Origin of the sequence: Microbacterium sp. ET2 (genome assembly GCF_030347395.1) — a bacterium.
GTDB classification, from domain to species: Bacteria; Actinomycetota; Actinomycetes; order Actinomycetales; family Microbacteriaceae; genus Microbacterium; species Microbacterium albipurpureum.
Window position 1 is genome coordinate 1,756,444 of sequence record NZ_CP128170.1, and the last position, 17,179, is coordinate 1,773,622.

At 69.9% G+C, this 17,179-nt stretch carries 15 protein-coding genes and 1 pseudogene; 7 read left to right on the forward strand and 9 right to left on the reverse strand.

What is annotated here, in order from left to right; translation table 11 throughout:
• Positions 1-7: 7 nt before the first annotated feature.
• From QSU92_RS08435 to QSU92_RS08455, 5 genes are all read right to left on the reverse strand, one after another.
• Positions 8-1,018, reverse strand: a complete 1,011-nt coding sequence (locus tag QSU92_RS08435) for a LacI family DNA-binding transcriptional regulator (RefSeq protein WP_289265730.1) — start codon at positions 1,016-1,018, stop codon at positions 8-10.
• 43 nt (positions 1,019-1,061) lie between these two features.
• Positions 1,062-2,561 (reverse strand): GH1 family beta-glucosidase, encoded by a 1,500-nt coding sequence (locus QSU92_RS08440; protein ID WP_289265731.1) that lies wholly within the window; start codon positions 2,559-2,561, stop codon positions 1,062-1,064.
• A 1-nt stretch (position 2,562) separates the two neighbouring features.
• Positions 2,563-3,492: a carbohydrate ABC transporter permease gene (locus QSU92_RS08445; RefSeq protein WP_289265732.1), complete on the reverse strand. Its 930-nt coding sequence runs from the start codon at positions 3,490-3,492 to the stop codon at positions 2,563-2,565.
• Entirely contained in the window at positions 3,489-4,550 is a 1,062-nt protein-coding gene (locus tag QSU92_RS08450; RefSeq protein ID WP_422880427.1) for a carbohydrate ABC transporter permease, read from the reverse strand. The genes QSU92_RS08445 and QSU92_RS08450 overlap by 4 nt, the downstream gene beginning before the upstream one ends.
• A 74-nt stretch (positions 4,551-4,624) precedes the next feature.
• Entirely contained in the window at positions 4,625-5,920 is a 1,296-nt protein-coding gene (locus QSU92_RS08455) for an ABC transporter substrate-binding protein (RefSeq protein WP_289265859.1), read from the reverse strand.
• Positions 5,921-6,135: 215 nt separating this feature from the next.
• On the opposite strand from QSU92_RS08455, the pseudogene purS reads away from it, so the two are divergent.
• Together purS and purQ are read left to right on the forward strand one after the other, a co-directional pair.
• Positions 6,136-6,385 (forward strand): annotated as a pseudogene (gene purS / locus QSU92_RS08460) (phosphoribosylformylglycinamidine synthase subunit PurS).
• Positions 6,382-7,086, forward strand: coding sequence for a phosphoribosylformylglycinamidine synthase subunit PurQ (gene purQ / locus QSU92_RS08465; protein ID WP_289265733.1), 705 nt, complete (start codon positions 6,382-6,384; stop codon positions 7,084-7,086). The pseudogene purS and the gene purQ overlap by 4 nt, the downstream one beginning before the upstream one ends.
• 145 nt (positions 7,087-7,231) lie before the next feature.
• Here the strand turns inward: purQ and QSU92_RS08470 are convergent, their stop codons facing one another.
• Positions 7,232-7,663, reverse strand: coding sequence for a DUF1761 domain-containing protein (locus tag QSU92_RS08470; RefSeq protein ID WP_289265734.1), 432 nt, complete (start codon positions 7,661-7,663; stop codon positions 7,232-7,234).
• 70 nt (positions 7,664-7,733) lie between these two features.
• Between QSU92_RS08470 and QSU92_RS08475 the strand changes: the two genes are divergently transcribed.
• Positions 7,734-8,657 (forward strand): 2-hydroxyacid dehydrogenase, encoded by a 924-nt coding sequence (locus QSU92_RS08475; RefSeq protein WP_289265735.1) that lies wholly within the window; start codon positions 7,734-7,736, stop codon positions 8,655-8,657.
• Between the two features lie 13 nt (positions 8,658-8,670).
• On the opposite strand, the gene xdhC is transcribed toward QSU92_RS08475, so the two are convergent.
• Genes xdhC through QSU92_RS08490 form a run of 3 tightly spaced genes read right to left on the reverse strand, consistent with a single transcriptional unit; the run spans position 8,671 to position 13,357 of the window.
• Positions 8,671-9,504 (reverse strand): xanthine dehydrogenase accessory protein XdhC, encoded by an 834-nt coding sequence (xdhC, locus tag QSU92_RS08480; protein WP_289265736.1) that lies wholly within the window; start codon positions 9,502-9,504, stop codon positions 8,671-8,673.
• 14 nt (positions 9,505-9,518) lie between these two features.
• Positions 9,519-11,867, reverse strand: a complete 2,349-nt coding sequence (gene xdhB, locus QSU92_RS08485; protein WP_289265737.1) for a xanthine dehydrogenase molybdopterin binding subunit — start codon at positions 11,865-11,867, stop codon at positions 9,519-9,521.
• On the reverse strand, positions 11,864-13,357 hold the full coding sequence (locus tag QSU92_RS08490) for a xanthine dehydrogenase small subunit (protein ID WP_422880436.1): 1,494 nt from the start codon (positions 13,355-13,357) through the stop codon (positions 11,864-11,866). Before QSU92_RS08490 ends, xdhB begins: the two co-directional genes overlap by 4 nt.
• 213 nt (positions 13,358-13,570) lie before the next feature.
• Between QSU92_RS08490 and QSU92_RS08495 the strand changes: the two genes are divergently transcribed.
• Genes QSU92_RS08495 through QSU92_RS08510 form a run of 4 tightly spaced genes read left to right on the forward strand, consistent with a single transcriptional unit; the run spans position 13,571 to position 17,174 of the window.
• Complete coding sequence (locus QSU92_RS08495; protein ID WP_289265738.1) at positions 13,571-14,692, forward strand: ABC transporter substrate-binding protein; 1,122 nt, start codon at positions 13,571-13,573, stop codon at positions 14,690-14,692.
• A gap of 18 nt (positions 14,693-14,710) precedes the next feature.
• Positions 14,711-15,568, forward strand: a complete 858-nt coding sequence (locus QSU92_RS08500) for an ABC transporter ATP-binding protein (protein ID WP_289265739.1) — start codon at positions 14,711-14,713, stop codon at positions 15,566-15,568.
• On the forward strand, positions 15,568-16,377 hold the full coding sequence (locus QSU92_RS08505) for an ABC transporter permease (RefSeq protein ID WP_289265740.1): 810 nt from the start codon (positions 15,568-15,570) through the stop codon (positions 16,375-16,377). The genes QSU92_RS08500 and QSU92_RS08505 overlap by 1 nt, the downstream gene beginning before the upstream one ends.
• Positions 16,374-17,174: an ABC transporter permease gene (locus QSU92_RS08510; RefSeq protein WP_141935976.1), complete on the forward strand. Its 801-nt coding sequence runs from the start codon at positions 16,374-16,376 to the stop codon at positions 17,172-17,174. Before QSU92_RS08505 ends, QSU92_RS08510 begins: the two co-directional genes overlap by 4 nt.
• The last annotated feature ends 5 nt before the right edge of the window (positions 17,175-17,179 follow it).

Genomic DNA, 17,179 nt, shown 5'->3' on the forward strand with positions numbered 1-17,179 from the left:
TGATGATTCAGGTCGAGTCGCGCACCACCAGTTCGGTGCCGAGGATCGTCGCGTGCGGCGGATTCCGCCCGGCCAGAAGGTCGAGGAGCACACCCGCCATCTGCTCGCCCTGCTGCAGCGAGGGCTGACGCATCGTCGTCAGTGCCGGCTGCACCGCCACGGCGATGGGCGAGTCGTCGAAGCCGACGACGGCGACGTCTTCGGGAACACGGCGTCCGGTGCGACGCAGGACCTCGACGGCACCCTGGGCCATGAGGTCGCTCGCGACGAACAGCCCGTCGAACTCCACCCCGCTGTAGACGATGCGCTCCATCGCGCGCATTCCACCGTCGGTCGTGAAGTCGCCGTCCTCGACGGCCACCTCGGCGAGTCCCTCGGCCGCCAGCGCCTCGCGGAATCCCGCCAGTCGGTCGACGCCCGCCGCCATCGTCAGCGACCCCGTGATGGTCGCGATGCGACGCCGGCCCTTGGCGATGAGGTGCGCCGCGGCATCCTTCCCGCCCCGCAGATTGTCGACGTCGACGTAGTAGTCCAGGGGCCCGAGCCGGGGCGGCCGGCCGCCGTACACGACCGGGAGAGCGCTGGCGATCCGGTCGAGGAACGTGTCGCTCGTGTGGTGCGACACCACCACCGCCCCGTCGACAGAGCCGCTCCGCAGATAGCTCGTCGTCTTGTCTCCGGGATCGTCGCTGGCGATGAAGAGATTCAGGACGTAGTCCGAGCGGCTGAGACGACGGTTGATGCCCGACACGATCGCCGCGAAGAACGGGTCGCCGAAGAAGCGGGTCGTGTCCTCGGGCACGATGAGCGCCACCGCGTGGGTCTGACGGCTGGCGAGCGAGCGGGCGGCGCGATTGGGCACGTAGTTCAGTTCGGCGATGGCGCGCCGCACCGACTCCAACGCGGCCGGGCTCACCGCGGTGGAGCCGTTGACCACGCGCGAGACCGTCGAGCGGGAGACCCCGGCGGCCGCGGCCACCTCTTCGATGGTCGCGGCAGCCCTGGTGTCACTGCTCATGGGATGCCTCCTTGCCCGCGGGGCACCCGCCTCGCGATCGACGCTACGACAGGGCCTCGGGGTGGACGTCGTCGAGCTCTCGTGCTGCGATGATACGGCGGTACTCGCGACCGGAGTCCTTCACCGTGCGCACCTGGGTGTCGTAGTCGACCCGGACGATGCCGAAGCGCTTCTCGTATCCCCACGCCCACTCGTAGTTGTCCAGCAGCGACCAGTAGAAGTAGCCGCGCACATCGACGCCTGATTCGGCGGCGTCCAGCACTGCACCGAGGTGCGACCGGAGGAACGCCGTCCGCTCCGCATCGGCGACCCGCGTTACGCCGCCGTCGACGATCACGTCATCGTCGTAGGCCGCGCCGTTCTCGGTGACGTAGAGCGCGACGCCCGCCGGTTCGGCGTACTCGTCCCACGTGCGCCGGAGCAGACGCGTCAGCCCCTCGGGCTGCACCTCCCAGTTCATCGCGGTGCGGGCGAGCCCCCGGTCGTGCCAGAAGATGCCGTCCGATGCCGGGAACGGCGACGCGGTCACGCGGTCGGTCGGAGCGTCGCCGCGCGGCGGTGCGACCACCGGCGGCGTCGCGCCCACGAGCTCACCGTGGTAGTAGTTCACGCCGAGGGTGTCGAACGGCGTGCTGATCGCGGCGAGGTCGCCCGGCTGCACGGCCTCGGTGAAGACGGCGACGGCCGCGGCATCCTTCTTCTCGAAATCCGAGAGGATGTCGGCCGGATACGCACCGCGGAAGAGGGGGTCGAGGAACCAGCGGTTGAACTGCCCGTCGATGCGACGTGCCGCGTCGACGTCGGCCGGATCGGTCGGATCAGCGGGATCGGCGACGGTGAGGTTCAGCGTGATGCCGAGCGTCAGGGACGCGTCGCGGGCACGGAGCTCGCGGACGGTCTGACCGTGGCCGAGGAGCAGGTGGTGGGAGGCGAGCATGCCCTCGGTCATGCTGAAACGCCCGGGAGCGTGGATCCCCGCGGTGTAGCTGAGGAACGACGCGCACCACGGCTCGTTGAGCGTGGTCCAGACGTTCACCCGGTCGCCGAGGGCGTCGTGCATGTCGAGCGCGTACTCGGTGAAGAGGTCGGCGGTGTCGCGGTTCGCCCAGCCACCCCGTTCCTGGAGCGCCTGCGGGAGGTCCCAGTGGTAGAGCGTCAGCCAGGGGAGGATGCCGGCGTCGAGCAGCTCGTCGACGAGCCGACGGTAGAAGTCGACCCCGGCGGGGTTGAGGGCGCCGCCGTCCGGTCGCACCCGCGACCATGAGGTCGAGAAGCGGTAGGTCTGGAGTCCCATCTCCTTCATCAGCGCCACGTCGTCGCGATAGAGGTGATAGTGGTCGCACGCCACGTCGCCGTTGTCACCGTTGATGACCGCCCCCGGCACGCGGCTGAACGCATCCCAGATGGAGTCGCGTCGTCCGTCGTCGTGCGCGGCGCCCTCGATCTGGTAGGCGGCGGTTGCGGCGCCGAAGAGGAAGCCGGGCGGGAAGGCGCGGACGCCCGTGACGTCGAGGCGGGGGTCCTCGGTGAGGTCGATGGTCATATCAGCCTTTCACTGCTCCGGCCATGATGCCGCTGATGAGCTGCTTGCCCGCGACGATGAACAGGATAAGCAACGGGATCGTCGCCATCACCGCGCCGGCGAGGACGATGGAGTAGTCGATGTAGTACCCCGACTGCAGCTGGCTGAGCGCCGTCTGCAGCGTGGGGTTCGACGGGCTCAGCACGATCAGCGGCCAGAGGTAATCCGTCCATGCCGTCATGAACGTGAAGAGCCCGAGGATCGCCATCGCCGGTCGCGCGGCGGGAACACCGACGGTGAGGAAGGTGCGGAACTGGCCCGCGCCGTCGACGCGGGCCGCCTCGATGAGCTCGTCGGGGATGACGTCGACGAGGTACTGGCGCATGAAGAAGACCCCGAACGCCGTGACGAGGGTGGGCACGATCACCGCGCCGATGGTGCCGGTCCAGCCGAGCTCGCGCATCACCATGAAGAGGGGAATGATGCCGAGCTGAGTGGGAATCGCCATGGTGGCGATGACGAAGAGCATGAGCCCGTTGCGCCCGCGGAACTTCAGCTTGGCGAAGGCGTAGCCGGCGATCGTGGAGAACGTCACGACCGAGATCGTGATGATGCCCGAGATGACGATCGAGTTGCCGAGCGCCAGCCAGAACGGGATGGCATCGAGCACGCGGACGGCGTTGGCCAGGAAGTTTCCGCCGGGGATCAGCGGAAACGTCTCGCCACGGGTGGCGTTCGTGCCGCTGGCGACGACGAACGACCACCAGAGGGGATAGACGCTGCCGATGATGAACGCGGCGAGCAGGCCGTAGGTGAGGAATCCCGGGCGACTGCCGATTCCGGCGTTGCCGGTCTCACGGCCGCGTCGGCGCTTGCCGGGACGCTCGGCGGGGTCGTTGTCGAGGGTCTCGACCTGCACCGCGGGAAGGGGCTCGGGGATGCTGATGCTCATTCGACGCCTCCGTGGGCTCGGGCCTGGCGCTGCGCGATGCGGCGGGCTTTGCGGTCGGATCGGGAGTCGGATGTCGCGATGCGCCGGGCGATCGCGAAATTCAGGACGCCGAACAGCACGATCAGGAGGAACAGCAGCCACGCGACGGCGGAGGCCTCCCCGAGGTTCGTGCGGAAGAACGCCAGCTCCCAGAGGAACAGGACGGTGGTCTGGAACTGCCTGTCGCTGCCGCCGATGCCGCCGGCGGTGGAGACGTCGAACAGGCGTGGTTCGGCGAAGATCTGCAGACCGCCGATGGTGGCGGTGATGATGACGAAGATCAGCGTCGGACGGATCGTGGGAATGGTGATCGAGAAGAAGCGGCGGACCGGCCCGGCACCGTCGATGGCGGCGGATTCGTACAGGTCGCGCGGCACCGCCTGCATGGCGGCGAGGAGGATGAGGGCGTTGTAGCCCGTCCAGCGGAAGTTCACCATGATCGCGATGGCGAGATGGCTGAGGAAGCGATCGCGCTTCCACTCCTGATCGGCGATGCCGAACAGGTTCAAGAGGTTGTTCGCGAGGCCGTCGGCGTCGCTGAAGATGCTGGAGAAGATCAGCGCGACGGCGACCGGGGTCACCACGAAGGGGAGCAGCACGCTCATGCGCCAGAACGTCGGCGCACGCAGGCCCCGGTCGAGAAGGTACGCGACGATCAGCGCGATGGTCAGCTGCGGGATGGCGGAGAGCAGGAAGATGCTCAGGGTGTTGAAGATCGAGTTCCAGAACATCCGGTCGTTCAGGATCTCGACGAAGTTGCCGAGCCCCACGAAGTCGCCCTGACCCTGGAGCAGATCCCAGTCGTAGAGCGAGACGTTGAAGGTGTAGATGAGGGGGAACAGGCCCACCACGCCGAAGAGGAGGAAGAACGGCGCGATGTAGAGGTAGGGGGAGGCCTTCTGGTCGGCCTTGGACAGACGCTGCCGGAAGGGAGAACGGATGCGCCGTGGCATCCGGTTCGGCTCGTCGTGTCCGGCACCGGCGGATGCCGATGTGGAGGACGGCAGTGTCGCGGTCATGGGGTTCCTCTCGCGGCGAGATGGTTCGGGGCCCCGGGCTGTGCGCCCGGAGGCCCCGTGTCATGCGGTCGAGATCAATCGACCAGTTCGTTCAGCAGGCCGAGAGCCTGGTCCCAGGCACCCTGCGTGTCGGTGTCACCCTGGTCGAGCGCGGTCAGCGCCGGCCCGAAGACGTTCTCCTGGATGACCGAGTCGTCCGGACCCTTGAACTGAGCGACGACGCCCTGCGCGCGCTCGGCGAGGATCGATCCGACCGGCGCGTCGTTGAAGAACGCGTTCGGGGTGGCCTCGGCGGCCAGGGCCTCCTGCGCCTCGACGGTCGAGGGGAAGGTGCCCGCAGCCTCGAACTGCTTGATCTGCTGCTCGGGCTGCGTCAGCCAGTCAGCCAGCGCCGCGGCCTCTTCAGGGTGCTGCGACGTGGTCGGGACGGTGAGGAAGGCGCCGCCCCAGTTGGCCGAGCCGCCGGGGAAGACATCGGCGAAGTCCCATCCGGTCGCCGCGTCGCCGCCGCCGGCTTCGACCTGACCCTGCACGACGCCGAGCATCCAGCCCGGGCAGACGAAGGTCGCGAAGGTGCCGTCGACGAACGAGGTGCCGCCGTTCCAGTCCCACGCGCTCTGCGCGGCCGACAGGCCGTCTTCGGTCGCCGCGCCGAGCAGCTGGAAGCGCTCCTCCAGCTCGGTGTTGCCCTCGACGTTCAGCTCTCCGTCGGAGGTGTAGTACCCCTCGGGAAGCTGGTTGACCATGGCGTTCCAGACGAAGCCGGAGTGGTCGTACCAAGCCTTCCCGGTCGCCTCGTTGTACCGGCGGCCGACGTCGAAATAGGTCTCCCAGTCACCCTCGAGAAGGGCCGCGACCTCTTCGCGATCGGTGGGCAGGCCCGCCGCCTCGAACGCGGGGGCGTTGTAGCAGATGCCCTGCGGGCCGATGTCGGTGCCGTAGCCGATGACGCGACCCTCCGCGTCGGTGGCCTGGTCGTACTTCCACTCGACCCAGTCACCCTGGCGGTCTTCGATGCCGTGGTCGCGCAGGTCGACGAACTGGTCGGAGACGCCCATCACCTGGCCGAGCCACCCCTCCTCGACGGCGACGATGTCGGACAGGCCCGAGCCGGCCGCGATCTTGGTGAACGCATCGGTGCGCGCGTTTCCACCGGTGTCGATGTTGGTCGCGTCGATGGTGATGCCGGGGTTGACCTCTTCGTACTCGGCGTAGAGGTCGTCGTAGCCGAACGTGCCGAAGGTGGTGATGGTGAGGGTGATGTCCTCACCGGACTCGCCGCCCGCGGCGTCGCCGCCGGAGGAGCTGCAGCCCGCGAGGACGAGGGCGGTGGATGATGCGATCGCAGCCGCGACGGCCGCTTTGCGCATGGTGGATGACGTCACGATCACTCCTTTGTGGATGGAAGAGCACGGTGCTGTGTCGGTGACACGGTGCGGGATTGACGTTTCCGTGGAACCGCTCCCACGGATTGCGGACGACGCTATGGGATCGCTCTCATAAATGTCAAGGGAGCGCTCCCAAGAAATCGGATAACGATCAGGTCACGACGATGAGGCGGGAGGTCGGGCCGTAAGATGTCGGTGTGCCCACCATCGTCGTCGACGTCATGCCCAAGGCCGAGCCTGCTCGACCCGCAGGGGAAGGCGGTCGCCGGAGCCCTCACCCGGCTCGGCGTCGACCGCTTCTCGGGTGTTCGCATCGGCAAGCGTTTCGAGTTGACCGTCGACGGGGAGGTCGATGACGAGACTCTCGCCGCGGCCCGCCGCATCGCCGCCGAGGTGCTCTCCAACGACGTGATCGAGGACGTCGTCGGCGTGGAGGTCGTGGAGTGACCGCCCGTATCGGCGTCATCACCTTCCCCGGGAGTCTCGACGACGCCGACGCCCGCCGCGCCGTGCGTCTCGCGGGCGGTGAGCCGGTCGCCCTCTGGCACGGCTCGCACGACCTCGACGGTGTGGACGCCCTCATCCTCCCGGGTGGTTTCAGCTACGGCGACTACCTGCGCGCCGGGGCGATCGCCGCGCTCGCGCCCATCATGTCGGAGGTCACCGACGCCGCCCGGGGCGGGATGCCCGTGCTCGGCATCTGCAACGGCTTCCAGATGCTCGTCGAGGCGCACCTCCTGCCGGGCGGCCTGATCCGCAACGCCCATCAGCAGTTCATCCGCCGCGATCAGCGTCTGCGCGTCGAGAACACGTCGACGGCGTGGACGTCCGACTTCACCGACGGCGAAGAGATCATCATCCCGCTGAAGAACGCCGACGGCGGCTACATCGCCGACGCCGACACCCTCGCGCGCATCGAGGGCGAGGGCCTCGTCGCCTTCCGCTACCTGGGCGTGAACCCCAACGGGTCGCTCAACGACATCGCGGGTCTGCGCAACGAGCGCGGCAACGTCGTCGGACTCATGCCGCACCCCGAGCACGCCGTCGAAGAGGGCTTCGGCCCCGACACCCGCCTCGCGATGCGCTCCGGCGTCGACGGCCGCCGGTTCTTCACCTCGGCGGTCGCCTCGCTCGTCGCCGCGGCCTGAGCGCGGCGACGCGGGTCACCCTTCGGGCGCACACCGGAGGCGATCCGCACGCCGGAGGACGCCGCACGCGCCCGCGACCTCTGGCCGGTCGACCACCTCCCGTGTGCGGAGCGGGCGCGAGTCTGCGGTGACGCGGCGACGCGGGTCAGACGGTGCCGACCGGGGGCCAGATCCCGATGATCAGCGCCATCACCACGAAGGTGGCGAGCTCGTGGCCGATCGTCAGAACGGTCAACGACGACGGCCGGCCCTCGAAGGCGTCGTGCGTGATGACGCGGGCGGCGGTGAACCCCGCCCACAGGATGATCGCGGTGCCGAGCGCGGCGAGGAGGTACCCGCCGCCGTAGAAATGCCAGGCGATCGCGGTCGCCCCGGCGAGGACCCACGCGCTGATGAAGCTCACGAGCACCGTCACCAGGATCGGGATGACGGCGGTGGCGCCGGGCCGGTTCATGTCGACGTTCGCCAGCCGCGCCCACCTCGTGCCGAAGACCTTCGGCGCGTAGAACACCGACCCGACGATGAGCGTCGAGGCTGTGGCGATCAGGACCGCCCAGTAGTTGATTTCGGGAACCATGGATCCACCGGCACACTCGGCCGCCTCCTCTGCCAGACGTTACTCCCGCGTGGGCGGTAGCGTGGGAGTGGTGAGTGCGAATCTCGTCGTGTCCGTTCCGACCGCCCAGCTCGCCGACGACATCCAGCCGGCGCCCGACGGCGTGGAGGTGATCGTCTGGGCGATGGATGCTCCGCCGCCTCGTCCCCGGATCGACATCGTCGTGCTGCCCTACATGTCGCTGACCGATGCGGTGCCGCTCCTCGACCAGGTCGAGACCCAGCTGGTGCAGAGCCAGTCGATCGGGTATGACGGCATCGAAGACATTCTCCCGCCGACATACACCTTCGCCAACGCCTCCAGCGTGCACGAGACCTCGACCGCGGAGCTCGCGGTGACCCTCGCGCTGGCCGCGCAGCGGCATGTGCCGGCGTTCGTCCGCGCCCAGTCCGAGGGCCGGTGGGTCCCGGAAGTCGCGGCGAGTCTCGCCGACCGCCGGGTGCTGCTCCTCGGCTACGGGGGCATCGGAAAGGCGATCGAGGCTCGGCTCGCGGGCTTCGAGGTCGAGCTCGTCCGGGTCGCGTCACGGCACCGTGAAGAAGACGGCGTCACGATTCACGGTGTCGACGAACTGCCCGAGCTGCTGCCGCATGCCGACATCGTGATGGCTTCGCTGCCGGGCGGCGATGCGACGCGCCACCTCATCGACGACGGCTTCCTCCGCGCCCTTCCCGACGGCGCCCTGGTCGTCAATGTCGGCCGCGGACCCCTCATCGACACCGAGGCGCTCGTCGATCACGCCGGTCGCGGCCGCATCCGCGCGGCGCTCGACGTCACCGATCCCGAGCCGCTGCCCACGGGTCATCCGCTCTGGTCGACCGACGGCGTCCTCATCGTTCCGCACGTCGGCGGCGCGTCGAGCGCGATGCGCCCCCGCATCGCCCGACTCGTCCGCCGGCAGATCGAGCGGATGTCTCGGGGCGAAGCCCCGCTGAACGTCGTGCTCGGCGGCTGACGCCGCCCATCCCTCACGCGCGCGGCGCGCGCGCCGCCTCCTCGATCAGCTGCAGCAGCCGCGCCGCGACGCTCACCGCGATGACGGCCGGCGCCTTGCCCGACACCTCGGGCACGCCGATGGGCGTGGTCACACGCCCGAGGGCGTCGTCGGTGTGCCCCAGCTCGCCGAGCTTCGCGCGGAACCGCGCCCACTTCGAGCGGGACCCGATGAGGCCGATCGACGAGAGGTCGCTGCGGCGGAGCGCCTGGTCGGTGAGGGCCAGATCCTCGACATGGTCGTGCGTCATGACGAGTACGTGCGCTCCGGCGGGAAGGTCGGCGATCGCCGCCTCGGGCACCGGGGCGTGACGCACATGCACCGTCGCCACGGCGTCGGCGAACAGCCCCCTGTGCCGGGGCACCCCGATCCGCTCCTCGGCGACCATGTCGGCGCGCCCGTCGATGAGCCACAGCTCCATCTCGTGTCGCGCGAGCACGCGGGCCAGCTCGAGCCCGACGTGTCCGACGCCGAAGATCGCCACGGTCGGCACCACGCGCACCGGTTCGAGCAGCATCGTCACCTCTCCCCCGCAGCACTGCACGCCGTACTCCGACGCCGCCTTGTCACTGAGGGTCAGGGTGAGCAGCCGCGGCTCGTTCTCACCCGTGTCGATCATCTCGCGGGCCGTGCCGATCGCGGTCTCCTCGAGGTTGCCGCCGCCAACCGTGCCGAAGAGCCGATCCGGCGAGACCACGAGCTTCGCCCCGCCGTTGCGCGGCGCGTGGCCGCGCACCGCGGCAAGCGTGACGAGCACCGCAGGCAGGCGGGCATCCCGCAGCCGGCGAAGCTCGTCGACCCAGTCCATCGGCGTGCCCTCGCTCAGCGCGCGGCGGAAACCGCGTCGCGGGCCGCGCGTGCAGCCTCGATCGCCCAGAAGACCGCCTCGGGGGTGGCGGGCGAGGCGAGCTCGACGCTCCGCCCCGGCTCACCGAACGCCGCGACCGCCTCCCGCAGCGCCTCGCGCACGGCGAACGCGAGCATGAGCGGCGGCTCCCCCACGGCCTTCGAGCCGTACACCGCGCCGTCCTCCCGCGCGTCGGCGAAGAGATGCACGCGGAACTCCTCGGGCATCTCCGAGAGGCTCGGCAACTTGTAAGTGCTCGCCGACGTCGTCAGCAGCCGCCCGCGGCCGGGGCCGTCGGAGGTGTCCCACCGCAGATCCTCGAGGGTCAGCCATCCGGCCCCCTGCACGAACCCGCCCTCGACCTGACCCCGGTCGATCTGGGGCGAGAGCGAGTCGCCGACGTCGTGGACGATGTCGACGCGTCGCAGCCGGTACGCGCCGGTGTACCCGTCGACCTCGACCTCGGCCGCCGCGGCACCGTAGGCGAAGTACTTGAAGGGCGAGCCGACCATGCGCTCCTGGTCCCACGACAGACCCTCGGTGCGGTAGTACCCGGCCGCGAACAGCGGCACCCGCGAGAAGTAAGCGGCCACGGCGACCTCGGCGAACGACACCGAACGCTCCAGGTGCCCGGCGGTGACCTGGCCGCCGGTGAAGACGAGGTCATCCGGATCGGTGCCCAGGAGACCGGCGGCGACCGCCGCCATCCGCTCTCTGATCTGCTCGCACGCGTTCTTCACCGCCGCGCCGTTGAGATCGGCGCCCGACGAGGCCGCCGTTGCCGAGGTGTTCGGCACCTTGTCGGTGCGGGTCGGTGCGAGCCGCACCTGGCTGAGCGGAACCCCCAGCGCAGTCGCGGCGACCTGCAGCATCTTGGTGTGCAGGCCCTGCCCCATCTCCGTGCCGCCGTGGTTGATGAGCACCGAGCCGTCTTTGTAGACGTGCACGAGGGCGCCGGCCTGGTTGTAGGCGGTGAAGTTGAACGAGATGCCGAACTTCACCGGGGTCATCGCGATCGCGCGCTTGACGTCGTCGTGCTCGGCGTTGAACGCCGCGATCGCCGCACGCCGATCATCGACCTGCGCCTCGGTGTGCAGCGTCCGCCAGATGGCGGGCATCCGTTCGGCGTCCTTGACCACCTGCCCATAGGGCGTGTCCTGACCGGGGGCGTAGAAGTTGCGGCGACGAAGCTCCGCTGGATCGAGACCGAGCGCGGGGGCCGTGCGGCCCAGGATGTCCTCGATGAGGAACACGCCCTGCGGGCCACCGAATCCGCGGAACGCGGTCTGCGACGTCTTGTGGGTCTGGGCGACGCGGCCGACGACGTGGACGTGCGGAATCCAGTAGGCGTTATCGACGTGGCAGAGCGCACGGCTCATCACCGGCTCCGAGAGGTCGAGCGCCCACCCGCCATCGGAGGTGAGCGTCGCCTCGAGCGCCTGCAGCAGGCCGTCGTCGTCGAATCCGGCCCGCCACGAGATGTGGAACGGATGCCGCTTGCCGGTCATCGTCAGATCCTGCGTGCGGTTCAGGCGCAGCCGCACCGGGCGGCGCGTCAGGCTCGCCCCGAGCGCGGCGATGGCGGCAAGCCCGTGCGGCTGCATCTCCTTGCCGCCGAACGCGCCGCCCATGCGCAGCGACTGAACGGTGACCTGGTGCGACGACAGGCCGAGCACGTGCGCGATGATCTCCTGCGTCTCGCTCGGATGCTGGGTCGACGACTCGACGAAGATCTGCCCCTCCGAGTCGATGCGCGCGAGCGCGGCATGGGTCTCGAGGTAGAAGTGCTCCTGGCCGGAGAAGGCGGTGACACCCTCGAACACGTGGGGGGCATCGGCGAGCGCCGCGGCGGCGTCGCCGCGGGCGAGGGTGCGCTCAGCGCCCTGGAACGAGTGCGCCGCGATGGCCTCCTCGAGGGTGACGATGCTCGGCAGGGGCTCGTAGGTCACTGCGACGGCGGCGGCGCCGAGCCGCGCCGCCTCGGGCGTCTCGCCGAGCACCCACGCCAGGGCGTGCCCGTGGTACATCGCCTCGGTGGGGAAGAGCGGCTCGTCGTGCTTGACCCCGGCGTCGTTGACGCCCGGGACGTCTTCGGCGGTGAGCACCCGGATGACGCCGGGCACGCCGTATGCGGGGAGGACGTCGAGGGTCACGCGCGCGTGCGTGTGGGTGGACTGCACCGGCCAGGCGGTGAGCACCCCCATCGTCTCCACGGCCAGGTCGTCGGTGTACATCGCGCGGCCGGTGACGTGGAGAGCCGCGCTCTCGTGCGCGACGGAGCGGCCGACGACGGGGTCGGCGGGGCGGCGGGCGAGGTCGGTCATCGAGCCCCCTCCCGCGCCTCGGGATTCGGATGCCGCGCGAAGATCCGCCGCAGCGCGTTCCCGAGCATCGCGGCGCGGTAGGCCGCGCTCGCGCGGTGGTCCGACATCGGCGTGCCCTCCGCGCCGAGCACCGGGGCGACCTCGCGGACAGTGGCGAGGGACCAGTCGCGGCCGATGAGCGCCTGCTCGGTGGCGCGGGCACGGACCGGGGTGGCGGCGACGCCGCCGAGTCCGATCCGCGCGTCGGCGACCACGCCGTCCTGCAGGTCGAGCACGAAGGCGACGGCGACGCTGGAGATGTCGTCGAAACGGCGCTTGGCGATCTTGTGGAACGCGGTGAGCTCGCCGTGCGGGGCGGGGAAGCGGAGGGCGCGGATGATCTCGTCCTTGCGCCGCATGGTCTGGCGGTAGCCGGTGAAGTATTCCTCGAGCGGTACATTCCGCTCGCCGGCGCTCGAGACGAGGGCGACGCGCGCTCCGAGGGCGAGGAGCGCCGGCAGTGAATCGCCGATCGGCGATCCGGTCCCGAGGTTGCCGCCGAGGGTCGCCCGGTTGCGGATGAGCGGTGAGGCGAACTGCGGCAGCAGCTCGGCGAGCAGTGGCACGCGATCCCCGAGCCCCGCGGCGATCTCGGTGAGAGTGAGGCCCGCGCCGAGCTCGACCTCATCGTCGGTGATGCGGAGCGTGCGCAGCTCGGGCAGCCGGTCGATGGCGACGACGAGCGGGTCGCGCAGTCCGCGAAGGTTGACCTCGACCCCCCAGTCGGTTCCGCCGGCGACCAGGCGCGCGTCGGGCTCGTTCTCGAGGAGGGTGAGCGCGCCGTCGAGCGTGGCCGGGCGGACGAACCGGGCGCCGTCGACGGTGACGTCGGTCGGGACGGGCTCAGGGGCCGGATGCCGCAGTCGCGCCGCCAGCGGATCGTCGCCCTCCGGCATCCCGAGCTGGTATGCCGCATCGCGAATAGGCCGGTATCCGGTGCAGCGGCAGAGGTTACCGCTCAGTGCGTGGAGGTCGAACCCGTTCGCCCCGAGGTGGGTGTGGGGCTCGCCGGGGAGCGGCTCGCCCTCGGGCCCGGGCGCACGATCGCGTCGGTAGTACTCCCCCGCCATGCTGCACACGAAGCCGGGCGTGCAGTAGCCGCACTGCGACCCGCCGCCGACGGCCATCGCCTCCTGCACCGGGTGCAGCGCCTCGGGCGCACCGAGGCCCTCGGCGGTCACGATCTCCTGGCCGCGGAGCGCCTGGGCGGGCACGAGGCACGAGTTCACTGCGGTCCACGCCGCGCCCGCGGCATCCGCTGTCGGCGTCGCGATGAGCATCGCGCACGCCCCGCACTCCCCCTCGGCACACCCCTCCTTGCTGCCCGTCAGGCCGAACGAGCGCAGCCAGTCGAGGGCATTGGTGTGCACTGCGACGTCGTCGAGCGTCCGGAGCGCACCGTTGACGGTGACGTCGTTGACGGTGACGTCGTTGACCGTGGCCTCGGCCACCGGTGCTGCATCAAGACGGTCTTCAGCCACGAGCGCGCTCCATCTTCGCGATTGTACGGGTCACGGGAGTGGCGCGGTCTCCCGCCGCAACGGCCACCCGCGGCATCCGTCACACGTCCGAAACACCGCGCGGCGTCAGGCGAAACGTCTGCGCCATAGCGTCGCCTGATCACATCCCTGAGCTCCACCTGCACAAGAAAGAGCCAACACCCGATGGCAACACACAGCACCCTGAGCCGCCGCGGTCGCCTCGCCGCCGGCGCCGCCGCGTTCCTCGCATCCGCCCTTGTCCTCGCCGGCTGCGCGTCGAGCGGCTCGACGACCGCCGCTGCCGGCGGCGACAGCGGCGAAGAGGCCTCCTACGGCGAGATCAGCGTCCAGTACTCCTGGATCAAGAACGAAGAGTTCGCCGGCGAGTTCTACGCCTACGAGAACGGCTATTACGACGAGGCCGGCTTCGACGAGGTCATCGGCATCTCGGGCCCCGACACCGGAGTCGCCAAGCTCCTCTCCGGCACCGTGCAGGTCGCACTCAGCGACGCCGCGTCGGTCGGCGCCGCGATCGCCGAGGAGGAGGCGCCGCTGAAGATCATCGGCGCGACCTTCCAGAAGAACCCCTTCACGATCCTCTCGCTCGCCGACGGCGGTGACATCACGACCCCCGACGACCTCATCGGCAAGACGATCGGCGTGCAGGACTCCAACGCCTCGGTCTTCGCGGCCCTGTTGAACGCCAACGGCATCGACCCCGCCGACGTCAACGTCGTGCCGGTCGACTTCGACCCGACCCCGCTGATGAACGGCGACGTCGACGGCTTCATGGCGTACCTCACCAACGAGGCCCTCACCGTCGAGCTCGCCGGCTACGAGGTCACCAACCTCGCCTACGCCGAGAACGGCGTGCCGTACGTCGCCGAGACGTTCACGGTCACCGACCAGTACCTCGCCGAGAACGCCGACCTGCTGAAGGCGTTCCTCACCGCCGAGATCAAGGGCTGGACCGAGGTCTTCCAGCATCCGGTCGACGACACCGTCACCCTCGTGGAGAAGTACTACAACGAGGCGGCGGCGGAGTCGTCGGAGGGACTCGAGGCCGTCTTCGGCGCCCTCGACCCCGAGAAGACCTCGCTCGGCATCGAGGCGCAGAACCTCCTCATCTCCACTGAGGAGACCGAGGCGAACGGCCTGTTCACCATCTCCGACGCCCTGAAGGAGCAGACCGTCGCCTCGCTCGCCGCGGCCGGCTGGGAGGTGTCGGTGGACGACCTGTTCGACACCACGATCATCGACGAGATCTACGAGGAGAACCCGGAGCTCGTCGACTACCTCCCGTAGCCCGAGCGACGCACCATCATGACCGATACAAGGACATCGGATGCCGCGGCGGCGCCGTCGGCGGGGGAAACCTCGTCGGCGGCGCCGGCCGGCGGTTCCGGCATCAGCATCGACGGTCTCACCAAGACCTTCAACACCGGCCGCGGCCGCACCGTCACCGCCCTGCAGGACACCCACCTGCACACCGAGAAGGGCTCGTTCCTCGCCCTTCTCGGACCTTCCGGATGCGGCAAGTCGACGATCCTGCGCATCCTCGCCGACCTCGAGACGCCGACGACCGGCGACGTGCGCGTCGACGGCAAGACCCCCGCCCAGCTGCGCCGCGACAGCGAGCTCGGGATCGCCTTCCAAGACCACGCCCTGCTCCCCTGGCGGAGCGTCTACGCCAACATCCGGCTCGTCTTCGAAGTCGCCGGTCGCCGCCCCGACAGGGCCTACATCGACGAGCTCATCTCGCTCGTCGGCCTCACCGGCTTCGAGAAGGCCAAGCCCGCGCAGCTCTCGGGCGGCATGCGCCAGCGCGTGTCGATCGCCCGCGCTCTCGCCCTCAAACCCTCGGTTCTCCTGCTCGACGAGCCCTTCGGTGCGCTCGACGACATGACACGTCAGAACCTCAACCTCGAGCTCCTCCGCATCTGGACCGAGAAGCCCGCGACGACGCTGCTGGTCACCCACGGGATCTCCGAGGCGATCTTCCTCTCCGACCGTGTCGCGGTGATGTCGCCGCGTCCCGGACGCATCAAGGAGATCATCGACGTCGACCTGCCGCATCCGCGCACGCCCGATCTGCAGCGCACCCCCGAGTTCCACGCCCTCGTCGACCGCGCGTCGGAACTGCTCTTCGGAGCCGACGGGCGCGCCGCGGCGGAGGCCTGATGCGCGTCCGCCGCATCCCCGGCTGGCTCGCCGGGGTCATCGGCGCCGCGGGACTCCTCGCCGCGTGGTGGGTGTTCTCGGCGACGGTCTTCCAGCCGCCGGCGGGCACGAGCTTCACCCCGGTGCCCTCGCCCTTCGTCGTGTTCCAGACCATCTGGACCGACGGCCTCGCCCCCTACATCGGCGTCTTCGAGGTCACGATCACCGAGGCGCTCATCGGCTACGCGTGGGGCAACGGGCTGGCGCTCCTCGTCGCCTCGACCGTGCTCCTCCTCCCCCAGATCGAGACCGTCGTGGTGCAGATCGCCGTCGTCAGCTACTGCCTGCCGGTGGTCGCCGTCGGCGGTATCGCGATCGTCGTGCTCGGCGGCGCGCGCCGGGCGGGCGACCCGAGCGCGACCGCGATCTTCCTCGCCGCCCTCGCGGTGTTCTTCACCACGGTCGTCGGCGCTCTCCTCGGCTTCCGCTCGTCCGACCGCTCGAGCCTCGACGTCGTGCGCGTCTACGGCGGTTCTCGGTGGATGCAGCTGCGCAAGGTCCGGCTCATCGCCGCACTTCCCGCCATCCTCAACGCCCTCCAGATCGCCGTGCCCTCGGCGTTCCTCGGCGCGATCCTCGGCGAGTACATGGGCGCGACCGACCGCGGGGTCGGCATCACCCTCATCCGGTTGCAGGGCGACCTCGACTCGGCCCGGGTGTGGGCGGTGTTCCTGCTGTCGGCGATCGTGGCACTGATCGGCTACGCCGTCGTCGGGCTGCTCGCCCGCGCGGTCACTCCGTGGGTCTCGGGCAAGGCGGCGGCGGCATGACCGGCGCCGCACGGGCCGTCGGCCGCTCGCTTCTGAACGCCCTCCTCACCCTGGTCATCGTCGTAGCGCTCTGGTGGGCGGTGGTGAACCTCACCGGGATCTCGCCGTACGTCGCCAAGGGTCCGGTGGACGTGTGGCAGTTCCTCTTCACCGATGAGGATGCCGCGCTCCACCGTGCCGAGATGGCACCGCTCCTCGCGCAGACCCTCTCCGATGCCGCACTCGGCTTCGTCGTCGGCATGCTCGTCGCCGTCGTCCTCGCCATCGCGTTCTCGCTGTCGCGCTCGGTCGAGATGGGAGTCATGCCGCTCGCGCTGCTGCTGCGAAGCGTGCCGCTCGTCGCGATCGCCCCGGTCATCATCCTCATCACCGGCCGCGGAACCCCCGCCTCGGTGGCGGTCATCGGGTCGATCGTCGTGCTCTTCCCCGCCCTCGCCTCGGTGCTGTTCGGGCTCAGCCGCGCGTCGAAGGAGAGCCTCGACCTCGTCCACGTCTACGGCGGCGGGCGGGCGACGCAGCTGCGAAAGGTCAACGTGCCCGGTGCCCTGCCGTCGCTGTTCGCGGCGGCGCGGGTGTCGGTGCCGGGTGCCGTGACCGGGGCGCTGCTGGCGGAGTGGCTCTCGACCGGTCAGGGCATCGGCGGGATGATCCAGAAGTTCAGCGCGTCAGCCCGGTTCGACGAGCTGTGGGCGTCGGTGGCGCTCATCACCGTCATCACGCTCGTGCTCTACAACGTGGTGCAGGTGATCGAGAACGTCGTCCTCGCCCGGATGGGGATGCCCACCGGATCGCGGTGACGTGC